The sequence below is a fragment of the Streptomyces sp. Ru71 genome, assembly GCF_002920535.1.
Classification (GTDB): Bacteria; Actinomycetota; Actinomycetes; order Streptomycetales; family Streptomycetaceae; genus Streptomyces.
Genome location: NZ_PQSS01000011.1, coordinates 137,645 through 147,622, shown reverse-complemented (window position 1 = coordinate 147,622; position 9,978 = coordinate 137,645). Strand labels below are relative to the sequence as shown.

Annotated in this window: 10 protein-coding genes; 4 read left to right on the top strand and 6 right to left on the bottom strand. The window is 72.4% G+C overall.

Annotated features, from left to right (window positions below; all coding sequences use genetic code 11):
• Nucleotides 1–175 precede the first annotated feature (175 nt).
• The 3 genes from C3489_RS10005 to C3489_RS09995 all read left to right on the top strand — a co-directional run bounded on the left by C3489_RS10005 (nt 176) and on the right by C3489_RS09995 (nt 2,395).
• Nucleotides 176–826, top strand: coding sequence for a TetR/AcrR family transcriptional regulator (locus C3489_RS10005; protein WP_103781405.1), 651 nt, complete (start codon nt 176–178; stop codon nt 824–826).
• 10 nt (nt 827–836) lie between these two features.
• Nucleotides 837–1,166 carry a hypothetical protein gene (locus tag C3489_RS10000; protein ID WP_103781404.1) on the top strand — a complete coding sequence of 110 codons (330 nt, stop codon included), beginning with the start codon at nt 837–839 and terminating at the stop codon, nt 1,164–1,166.
• 104 nt (nt 1,167–1,270) lie between these two features.
• Complete coding sequence (locus tag C3489_RS09995; protein WP_258054627.1) at nt 1,271–2,395, top strand: NlpC/P60 family protein; 1,125 nt, start codon at nt 1,271–1,273, stop codon at nt 2,393–2,395.
• On the opposite strand, the gene C3489_RS09990 is transcribed toward C3489_RS09995, so the two are convergent.
• Genes C3489_RS09990 through C3489_RS09970 form a run of 5 tightly spaced genes read right to left on the bottom strand, consistent with a single transcriptional unit; the run spans nt 2,392 to nt 8,098 of the window.
• Complete coding sequence (locus C3489_RS09990) at nt 2,392–3,666, bottom strand: styrene monooxygenase/indole monooxygenase family protein (protein WP_103781418.1); 1,275 nt, start codon at nt 3,664–3,666, stop codon at nt 2,392–2,394. The genes C3489_RS09995 and C3489_RS09990 overlap by 4 nt on opposite strands.
• Nucleotides 3,667–3,689: 23 nt before the next feature.
• The gene (locus C3489_RS09985) at nt 3,690–4,355 is read right to left on the bottom strand and encodes an ATP/GTP-binding protein (RefSeq protein WP_103781402.1); all 666 of its coding nucleotides are present in this window, start codon (nt 4,353–4,355) and stop codon (nt 3,690–3,692) included.
• Nucleotides 4,336–4,749 carry a DUF742 domain-containing protein gene (locus C3489_RS09980; RefSeq protein WP_103781401.1) on the bottom strand — a complete coding sequence of 138 codons (414 nt, stop codon included), beginning with the start codon at nt 4,747–4,749 and terminating at the stop codon, nt 4,336–4,338. Before C3489_RS09980 ends, C3489_RS09985 begins: the two co-directional genes overlap by 20 nt.
• A gap of 5 nt (nt 4,750–4,754) precedes the next feature.
• The gene (locus C3489_RS09975) at nt 4,755–5,261 is read right to left on the bottom strand and encodes a roadblock/LC7 domain-containing protein (protein WP_103781400.1); all 507 of its coding nucleotides are present in this window, start codon (nt 5,259–5,261) and stop codon (nt 4,755–4,757) included.
• A complete protein-coding gene (locus tag C3489_RS09970) occupies nt 5,258–8,098 on the bottom strand; it encodes a nitrate- and nitrite sensing domain-containing protein (RefSeq protein ID WP_103781399.1) in 2,841 nt (946 codons plus the stop codon). Before C3489_RS09970 ends, C3489_RS09975 begins: the two co-directional genes overlap by 4 nt.
• 357 nt (nt 8,099–8,455) lie before the next feature.
• On the opposite strand from C3489_RS09970, the gene C3489_RS09965 reads away from it, so the two are divergent.
• Nucleotides 8,456–9,244, top strand: a complete 789-nt coding sequence (locus C3489_RS09965) for a protein phosphatase 2C domain-containing protein (protein ID WP_103781398.1) — start codon at nt 8,456–8,458, stop codon at nt 9,242–9,244.
• A gap of 25 nt (nt 9,245–9,269) precedes the next feature.
• On the opposite strand, the gene C3489_RS09960 is transcribed toward C3489_RS09965, so the two are convergent.
• Complete coding sequence (locus C3489_RS09960; protein ID WP_103781397.1) at nt 9,270–9,761, bottom strand: MarR family winged helix-turn-helix transcriptional regulator; 492 nt, start codon at nt 9,759–9,761, stop codon at nt 9,270–9,272.
• Nucleotides 9,762–9,978: the final 217 nt, after the last annotated feature.

The window sequence follows — 9,978 nt, the reverse complement described above, 5'->3', positions numbered from 1 at the left end:
AAGGCGCTACACCAGCCACGACGCGACCGCAACGGGCCGCCGCAGGCATATAAGGGGCGCGGGGAACTGCGCGACCAGCCACAGCACAACCGCAACGGGCCGCCGCAGGCATATAAACGGGCGCGGGGAACTGCGCGAGCAACCACCACGCAACCCGCAGGCTACGCTGCGAAGTATGACCCCCTCGCCACACCCCGCCTACCGCCGGCTGAGCGTCGAGGAGCGGCGCAGCCAGCTGCTCACCGCCGCCCTGTCGCTGTTCGCGCACCGGGCCCCGGAGGACGTGTCCCTGGACGACGTCGCAGAGGCAGCCGGCGTCTCCCGCCCCCTGGTCTACCGCTACTTCCCCGGCGGCAAGCAGCAGCTCTACGAGGCCGCCCTCCGCTCCGCCGCCGAGCAGCTCCAGCTCTGCTTCGCCGAACCGCACGAGGGCCCCCTGCTCACCCGCCTCTCCCGCGCCCTGGACCGCTACCTCGCCTTCGTCGACGAGCACGACGCCGGCTTCAGCGCCCTCCTCCAGGGCGGCAGCGTCGTGGAGACGTCCCGCACGACGGCGATCGTGGACGGCGTACGAAGAGCCGCCGCCGACCACATCTACAGCCACCTCGGCGTCAGCGCACCCGGCCCCCGCCTGCGCATGACCGTCCGCATGTGGATCACCGCGGTCGAGGCCGCGTCCCTCATGTGGCTCGACGAGGACAAACAGCCCCCCGCCGACGACCTGCGCGACTGGCTGGTGGAACAGTTCGTCGCCGTCCTCGGCGTGACCGCGGGACGCGACCGGCAGACCGCCGACGTGATCGCCGCGCTCTCCGAGGATGTCTGAGACTGGTGCCGTGAAGAGCGAAGACACCCCCTTCGAGGGCGGCCCCATGGACGGCCGGGTCCTCCCGGTACTGCTCGGCCCCACCGGCCACCCCCCGAAGACGTACCGCATCCCGGTCCCGGACGCGGCCGGCGGCAAGCCCACCGTGCTGGTCTATCGTCGCGTCCCCCACGGCCAGAGCAAGCGCCTGGGCCTCACCCAGGGCTGGAAGTACGCGTTCGACCCCGAGGGCGACGCAGGCACCGGCCGCCTCCGCTGGCCCTGGTCCAAACCGGCGCCCCGAAACCACACCACGCCAGACACCACGCCGGACGGCAACCCACAGGACCCGCACGAGTGACACCCTTGCGCCGGTCCGCGCAGGCCGACGCGCACACCTCACGCGACCGTCCCAAGCTCACGGTGCGGAGCAGAGGGGCTGCCCGCACCGGAGGTGATGACGACGTGTCAGGAACACTGCGGCGTCTCGTCGGCACGACGATGACCGTGGCGCAGCTCGCCCTCACACCCACCCTCGCCACACCATCTCTCGCCGCACCCACCCTCACCGCGGCCACCCCAACACCCGCGCCGACACAGCAGCCGGCGCAGCCGTCGGCGCAGAACCGCCCCGGCGAGCGCTCCCTCCCCGACCTGCTGACGGACCTTCAAAAGCTCTACCAGCAGGCCGAACAGTCCACCGAGGCCTACAACGCCACCGAGGAAGCCCTCAAGCGCAACCGCGCCGAGGTGACCCGCCTGGACACCGCCCTGGCCCAGGCCAGGCTGTCCCTGCACGCCGGCCGCGGCGCAGCCGGCCGGCTCGCCCGCCAGCAGTACCAGAACAGCAGCGACCTCTCCCCGTATCTGCGCCTGCTGCTCGCCCCGGACCCCCAGCACGCCCTCGACGAGGGCCATGTCATCGGCCGGCTGGCCCGCGAACGCGCCGAGACCGTCGGCCGACTCACCGGCAGCGAACGCCGGGCCGCCGACCTCGCCCGCCGCGCCCGCGCCGCCCTCGACCGGCAGCTGACGCTCATCGAGCAGCAGAAGAAGCAGCGCGACGACGTCCGCCGCCGGCTGTCCGACGTCGAGAAACTCCTGGCCTCGCTCACCCCCGGCCAGCTGACCGCCCTGACCGCGCTGGAGCGGTCCGGCACCGCCCAGGCGCAGCGCAGCCTGCTCGGCTCCGGTGCGCTGGGCGGCGACGACAAGCCGTCGCCCGAGGGCGAGCGGGCGATCCGGTACGCGCGGCGGCAGCTCGGCAAGCCGTACGCGTGGGGCGCCGAGGGCCCGAAGTCGTACGACTGCTCGGGGCTGACCTCACGGGCCTGGCAGGCCGCAGGCACCCCGATCCCGCGCACCAGCCAGGAGCAGTGGGCGCACCTGGAGCACGTGCCGCTGCGCGAGCTGCGCCCCGGCGACCTGGTCGTCTACTTCCCCAAGGCCACGCACGTGGCGCTGTACGTCGGCGAGGGCCAGGTGATCGAGGCGCCGCGCACCGGCGAGAAGATCAGGCTCTCCCCGATCGCGGCGCACCCCATCCTCGGAGCGGTCCGCCCCGACCAGGAGAAACCGACCGCCCTCTAGGGGACGACGGGGGCTGCCGGGGCCCCGGAGACCTCCGCGAGGTACGCGCCCGTCTTCTCGGGCTCGTAGAAGAAGTTCTCGAAGTCGGCCGGGTCGTTGAACGCGTTGGCGAACCGGTCGGCCACCGGCTGGAGCTCGCCCGCCGCGCCGATGAGGTTCAGGACGTGCTCCGGCGGCGGGGCCAGCATCGCGTTGGTCCACTTCACCACATGCTGCGCGGTCTGCCAGTAGCGGTCGAACGCCTGCTGCATGAAGTCCTCGTCGAACGGCTTGTCGCCGTGCTCCAGGATGGCGGCCAGGTAGGCGGCCGCGCACTTGGACGCCGAGTTGGAGCCCTGCCCGGTGATCGGGTCGTTGGCGACGACGACGTCGGCGACGCCGAGCACCGCGCCGCCGCCGGGCAGCCGGCCGATCGGCTTGCGCACGGTCGGGGCGTAGCGGCCGGCCAGCGTGCCGCCGGCGTCGGTCAGCTCGACCTTGGTGGCCCGCGCGTACTCCCAGGGCGTGTACCGCTCCATGAGTTCCAGGGTCAGGGAGAGGTGCTCCGCCGGGTCCTTGACGCCCTGGAAGACGTCCAGCGGGCCGCCGGGTATGCCCTCCCAGAACAGGATGTCGGCGCGGCCGGAGGTGGTGAACGTCGGCATGATGAACAGCTCGCCGACGCCGGGCACCAGGTTGCAGCGGACCGCGTCGAACTCGGGGTGCTCCGGGCGCGGGCCGAGACCGTGGACGTAGGCCACGGCCAGGGCGCGCTGCGGCTCGCTGTACGGGGAGCGCGAGGCGTCCCGCTCGAACATCGACACCAGTTCGCCCTTGCCGGCGGAGACCAGCACGAGGTCGTAGGCGCGGGAGAAGTAGTCGAGGTCGGAGACCGCCGCGCCGTGGATGACGAGCTGGCCGCCGCGCTGCGCGAAGGTCTCCATCCAGCCGGCCATCTTCACCCGCTGGTCCACGGACTGCGCGTACCCGTCGAGCCGGCCCACCCAGTCGATGGCGCGGGCCGCGGGGCCCTCCGCCCAGGAGCCGGGGGCGGCCACCGAGACGCCGAGTCCTTCGATCTTCGGGGCCTGGGACTCCCAGAAGTTCAGCTGGAGGTCACGCTCGTGCTGCAGCGCCGTGTGGAACATGCACTGCGTGGACATGACCCGGCCGGCGCGGATCTCGTCCGCGGTCCGGTTCGACATCAGGGTGACCTCGTAGCCGTGCGACTGCAGGCCGAGGGCGAGCTGGAGGCCGGACTGGCCGGCCCCGACGACGAGTATCTTCCGCATGCGGAACATCTCTCCTAGGTGAACTACTCGGGGGTTTCCGCGAGCGCGTGGGCCACGAGGGCGAGGAGCGTCTCGATCACCGATATCCGGCGCCGCGCGTCCATGATCATGACAGGTATGTGCGGAGGAATCGTGAGGGCCTCGCGCACGTCCTCGGGGTCGAAGCGCTCGGTGCCGTCGAAGTGGTTGACCGCGACGACGTACGGCAGCCCGCAGCTCTCGAAGTAGTCCAGCGCCGGGAAGCAGTCCTTCAGCCGGCGGGTGTCGGCCATCACGACGGCGCCGATCGCACCGCGCACCAGGTCGTCCCACATGAACCAGAACCGCTGCTGGCCGGGCGTACCGAACAGGTACAGCACCAGGTCGTCGTCGAGCGTGATGCGGCCGAAGTCCATGGCCACCGTGGTGGTCATCTTGCCCGGGGTGGCCGTGAGGTCGTCGGTCTCCTGGCTGGCCTCGGTCATCAGCGCCTCGGTCTGCAGAGGCGTGATCTCCGAGACGGACGTGACCAGCGTGGTCTTGCCGACGCCGAAACCTCCGGCCACGACTATCTTCGTGGCGATGGGGGCACGGGTGCGGTCCGTCTGCCAGGACTTCAGATCCTCGGCGGGCTCGGCGGAACGGGCCGCCTCGACGAGGGGGGAGACACCTGAGACACCACGAGCGGCGTCAGAGACGACGGAGTCCACTCAGCACCCTTTCCAGCAGCGCGCGGTCCGGACGGCCCGTGCCGTGGCCCGTGCCCGTTCCGTACACGCGGATCTTTCCCTGGTCCGCGAGGTCGCTCAGCAGCACGCGGACCACACCGAGCGGCATCTTCAGCAGCGCGGCGATCTCGGCCACCGTGCGCATACGGCGGCACAGTTCGACGATGGCCCGCATCTCCGGCATGACGCGGGTGGCGAGCGTACCGTTCGTCAGCTCTTTTCGCTCCTCGGGGGCGTCCAGCGCGGCCACGAACGTCTCGACGAGCAGGACGTGACCGAAGCGGGTACGGCCGCCGGTGAGCGAGTAGGGGCGCACCCTGGCGGGTTTGCGGTCGCCGCCGCGGACCGGCAAGTGGGTCTTCGCGGCATGGGACATACTGCTCATCGCTCGCTCCCGGTCGAGGAGGACTCCAGGGATTTGCGCAGTTCGCTGCGGAGTTCGGGGGTCAGGACGTGTCCGGCGCGGCCCACGAACAGGGCCATGTGGTACGCCACGACGCTCATGTCGCAGTCCGCGGAGCCGTGCACGCCGAGCAGCGAGCCGTCGCTGATCGACATCACGAACAGGCTGCCCTCCTCCATCGCGACCATGGTGTGCTTCACCGCGCCGCCGTCCATCAGCTTGGCGGCGCCGATGGTGAGGCTGCCGATGCCGGAGACGATGGTGGCGAGGTCGGCCGCGGAGCCACGGGGTCCGGCGGTCCGGCCGGTCTCACGGGTCTGGCGCGCTTCGAGGTTGCGGGCCTGGTCGGAGGAGAGCAGCAGCAGGCCGTCGGAGGAGACCACGGCCACCGAGACGATGCCGGGGACCTCCTCGACGAGGTTGTTCAACAGCCACTGCAGGTTGCGTGCTTCACTGCTCAGTCCGAAGGTACTGGGCGCGGTCAACTGCTTGCCTCCTCGACTGTGCCCCCCGTGGTGCTGGTCTGGCCTGTCTGCTCGGCGATCTCCGCCTCCGCCGCGCGGTAGCCGGCGGTGGCGCCCTGGCGGAACCCGCCGAGCCGCCGGCGCAGGGCTTCGGCGTCCACGGACTTGGTGCGGGGGCGCTCCGCAGCGGTGGGGGCGGTGATCTTGGGTGTGCGCTTGGGCAGGCCCTTGGCGGTGTACTGGTCCTCGTCCTCGGTCCGCTCGTGTTCCGCCTCGGCCTCGGCCTCGCGGGGTTCCTGCGGAAGCCCGGCGGGCCGGCCGGCCTCGGCCTCGCCTTCGGCCGGGTCGTGATCCTCCGTCTTCGGGGACGGGATCAGCAGCTCCATCGTCGTCTCGGCCGGGGACTCCGCCGCCGGCGGCTCCGCCTGCGGTACGACCTCGGCCCGCGTCGCAGGTTCCGGCTGCGGTATGGCCTCCTCGGCCCGCGCCGGCGACTCCTGCTGCGGTACGGCGTCCTCGGCCTGCTCGGCCTCTTCGGCCCGCGCCAGCTGCTCGGGCTCGGGCTCGGGCTTCTTCGGCTCCTCGGGCTCCGCCTCCCCGCGCTCCCGTTCCCGGACCGCTCGTTCCGCCAGGGCGATCAGACGGTCGCCGTCGGCCGTGCGGCCGTGCAGCACGTTGGAGTTGGCCTCGGCGTCGGCGCCCGGCAGGGAGAAGGTCTGGGTGGTGCTCGCGGAGTGCGCCGGCGCGGCGACCGCGGTCGGCGGGGCCGCGGCCAGCAGCGCCCGCGGCAGGACGACGACCGCGGCCGTACCGCCCTGCTTCTGCTCGCGCAGCTGGACCCGCACGCCGTGCCGGTGGGCGAGCCGGGCGACGACGTACAGGCCGAGCCCGAGCCCCTCCTCGCCCTCCTGGTCGTACGGCGTGTTCGGGTCGAAGTCGGCGAGGCGCGCGTTGAGCCGGGTCAGACGGTCCTCGGTCATGCCGATGCCCTCGTCCTGCACGGAGAGCATGACCTCGCCGTTCTCCAGCAGCCAGCCGGAGACCTCGACGGGCACGTCGGGCGGGGAGAACGCGGTGGCGTTCTCCATGAGTTCGGCCAGCAGGTGGGAGAGGTCGTCGGCGGCGAACCCGGCCACGTGCGCGTGCGGCGGCAGGGCCGCGATGCGGACGCGTTCGTAGCGTTCGATCTCGCTGACCGCCGCGCGGACGACGTCGACCAGCGGGACGGGGTTCGCGTGCTGCTGGACGTGCTCGGCGCCGGCGAGGACCAGGAGGTTCTCGCTGTGCCGGCGCATGACCGTGGCGAAGTGGTCGAGCTTGAAGAGGGTGGCCAGCCGGTCCGGGTCCTGCTCGCGCTCCTCCAAGCCCTCGATGACGGCGAGCTGACGCTCGACCAGGCCGAGGGTGCGCAGGGCGAGGTTGACGAAGGTGGAGCCGATGCTGGTGCGCAGCCGGTCCAGCTGGGCGGCGGACTCGGCGAGTTCGGCGCGCAGTTCCTCGCGGGCGTCGGCCATCTTCTGCCGCTGGCCGACCAGGTGCTTGCGGTCGGACTCCAGGGTGCCGACGCGTTCGGCGAGGGCGACGGCGTGCGCGTGCAGGGCGTTGACGGAGCGGACGACCTGGGCGAACTCGTCGTTGCGGCCGGTGAACTTGACCGCTTCCTCGGCCGTCGGGTCCTCGGCGCCGGCCAGGCGGGCCGAGCCGAGCCGCAGCACCGCGAGCGGCCGGGTGAGGCTGCGGGCCATGGCGGTGGCGATGCCGACGGCGAGCAGGATCAGCGCGCCGAGGATCGCGATGCGCAGCTCCAGCGCGTCGACGTCGTCGTCGCGCAGCTGCTCCAGGTCCTGGGTGCGGTGTGAGTAGAGCGCGGACTCCACGCCGCGCATCAGCTCGATCCGCGCGGACAGGGCCGCGTCGAGCTTCTTGGTGCTGGTGTCGAGTTCGTCGTCGTCCAGGGCGGGCTGGTCGGTGAGACGGGCGAGGTACTTCTCGGCCGTCGTCGTCTCCGGACCGGTGACGGTCGAGTCGTACGACGTCACCGACTGCCGGGGCGCGGTCTCGTGGAAGTCGGCGAGCGCCGCGTCGGAACGCAGCCGGGCCTGCTGGGCGGCGGCGGTGAGCGCGTCGCGCTGCTCGGCGGCGGCGGAGTCACCGGAGCCGGAGCCGGTCTCCGGCAGGCCGGTGACCGGGTCGATGGTGGTCTGCGAGCCGCCGGGCACGTTGAGCGCGGCCAGCAGCAGGCCGCGGGTGGCGGCGGCCTGCTGGACGGCGGAGTCCAGCTCGGCGAGGGCGTAGGCCCCGGAGCCGGCGCGCGGCGGGGTCTGCTGGGCGAGCTGCTCGGTGAGCCGGTGCAGCTCGGTGATCGCGGCCGAGTACGCCTGGTGGGCTTCGAGGGCGCTGCTCTTGCCGGTCAGCGCGGCCCGGCGGACCGCGGCGATGCCGTCGAGGTCCTGGCGCAGGGCGGCGGGCAGATCGGTGTCGGCGCGCAGTTCCTCGACCTGCCGGTCGACGCGGGCGCTGCGCTGCTCGTCGGGCGCCTTGGACTTGGGCCGGCCGGCGGCGACGTACGAGGTGACGTCGTCGCGTTCGTCGGCCAGGGCGTGGGCGAGGGTCAGCGCCTCCTGGGTCTGGCCGGCGAGGGTGACCAGGTCCTGGGTGTCCTTCAGCTGCCCGGAGGCGGCGATGACGGACGGGGCGCCTGCTCCCGCGATGGCGGCGGCCACCACGGCGACGGCGACGATCAGCCGATTGCGTACGTGGGTGGGGCGGCCCTTGCCGACGGGGGGCTGCGCGCCCCCTTCGGGGGCCGACTGCCTGCCTGTGCGCCGAGGCCGCGTCTTCTGCACCGGTGCTCGCATTCCTGTACTCGTGTAGCCATGGGTCCGGATGACGCCCCGTCAATCGGCGCGTGCGTCCGGTACGGTTTCCGACCCTCCCAGTGCCGGTGGGCAGCGGACGGGCATCGCCTGGCCCGCCACCCGAAGGAGTGAACATCGGAGGGGAGTTGGCGGGCAAGTTCCTCTGGCGCGTGCAGCGGCCCTGCACGGCGGGCCGGTTGGACGTCTGCGGCGTGCTTTGGCAGTATTCGCCGCCACGCCTTGGCGGAGTGAAGCATTCCACCCCAAACCCGGCGGCCGGGCGGGCCCGGCGCGGGGAATCCGCGATGTTTGCCAGCCGTTCGCGGAGCATGTGAAGGCCTCGTGCAGACTGGCTGGATGCGTACGGAACTCGTTTCGGAACCCGGTGACCCGACCCGCCCCAACGAGGACTTCGCCGGCATCGGAGTAGCCGCTTCCGGACAGGGCGCGTCGCTTGTCGTCCTGGACGGGGTGACTCCGCCCCGGGGCGGGACGGGCTGTCTGCATTCGGTCCCCTGGTACACGGCTCGGCTCGGCGGGGCGCTGACCGAACTGACCGTTTCGGACCCGGATGTGCCGCTGACGGAGGCCCTCGCCCGCGCCGTCGCGCGTACCGCCTCCGCGCACGCGGATACCTGTGACCTTTCTCACCCGCGCACCCCGCAGGCGACCGTGGTCCTGGCCCGCTGGTCGGAGCGGACCGTGGAGTACCTGGTGCTGTCCGACTCCGCGCTGCTGCTGCGTTCCCCGGGCGGCGCGGTCACGGCGGTCCTGGACGACCGGCTGGCCCGTCTGCCGCGCGCCGCGCTGGCCACGGACGACCTGATCGACACGCGTCTGCGCAACAAGGAGGGCGGCTTCTTCACGGCGGCGGCCGACCCGTCGGTGGCCGGCCGCGCGGTCACCGGGTCCGTGCCGCGCTCGCAGGTGTCCGCGCTGGCCGCGCTGACGGACGGGGCGGCGCGCTGGGTGGAGAAGTTCCGCGAGGGCGACTGGGCGGACTGCCTCGCCCTGCTCGCCAAGGAGGGCGCCCAGGCCCTGGTCGACCGCGTCCGCGCGCTGGAGCTGGCGGACGCGGAGCAGCGGTCGTACCTGGGCCGCAGCAAGACCCACGACGACGCGACGGTGGTCTACGCCGAGCTGTGACCCGGGGCGCCGCCCTCTGCGGCCGTCACTTCTCCATGCCCCGGTTCAGCTGCTGCAGCAGCCGCGCCAGCTCCGCCACCTCGTGCCGGTCCCAGTGGGCGAGCTTGCTGACGTAGCGGGCCCGCCGGGCCTCGCGCACGCTGCCGACCCGGCGGCGCCCCTCCTCGGTGAGGTGCACCAGCCAGGCACGCCCGTCACCGGGGTCGGGCTCGCGGGCCACCAGGCCCAGCTCCTCCAGGGCCCGCAGCTGGCGGGACATGGTGGCCTTGCCGACGCCGATGTAGGCGGCCAGCTCGGTGGCGCGCTGCCGGCCGCACTCGTCCAGCCGCACCAGCAGGCCGTAGGCGGCCGACTCCAGGTCGGGATGGACCTCGCGGGCCATCTCGCCCTGGCTGGCCCGGGCCCGGCGCAGGAAGACCGTCAGCTCACGTTCCAGCGCCAGGAACTCCTGGTCCACACCACTCGGCGACGCCCAGGGTTCGCCCCGATGCCCCGCGCCGTTCGCGTCCTCGTGCACGTCAGTCCCCTGATCCGGCTTCCCGATGCTGAAAGTTTCCGCCAGGCGCCCGCCATCGCCGCAGCTTGGTCAGTATTTCGCAGGGCTAGACCAACGGCGGCGACCGGACCCCCTTCCCTAGCAGGGTCTACGTGCGTAGCTTCTTTTCCAAGCCCGCACTGGCATGCTCACGCCAGTCCCCATCGGGCCAACCTGTGCAGCACGTCGTCCAGCGTTC

What these genes read in the sequence shown, in the direction of transcription:
- C3489_RS09990 (WP_103781418.1), bottom strand. Translation starts at nt 3,666, where the DNA reads ATGCGGAAGATACTCGTCGTCGGGGCCGGCCAGTCCGGCCTCCAGCTC.
- C3489_RS09970 (WP_103781399.1), bottom strand. Translation starts at nt 8,098, where the DNA reads ATGCGAGCACCGGTGCAGAAGACGCGGCCTCGGCGCACAGGCAGGCAG.
- C3489_RS09980 (WP_103781401.1), bottom strand. Translation starts at nt 4,749, where the DNA reads ATGTCCCATGCCGCGAAGACCCACTTGCCGGTCCGCGGCGGCGACCGC.
- C3489_RS09965 (WP_103781398.1), top strand. Translation starts at nt 8,456, where the DNA reads ATGCGTACGGAACTCGTTTCGGAACCCGGTGACCCGACCCGCCCCAAC.
- C3489_RS10005 (WP_103781405.1), top strand. Translation starts at nt 176, where the DNA reads ATGACCCCCTCGCCACACCCCGCCTACCGCCGGCTGAGCGTCGAGGAG.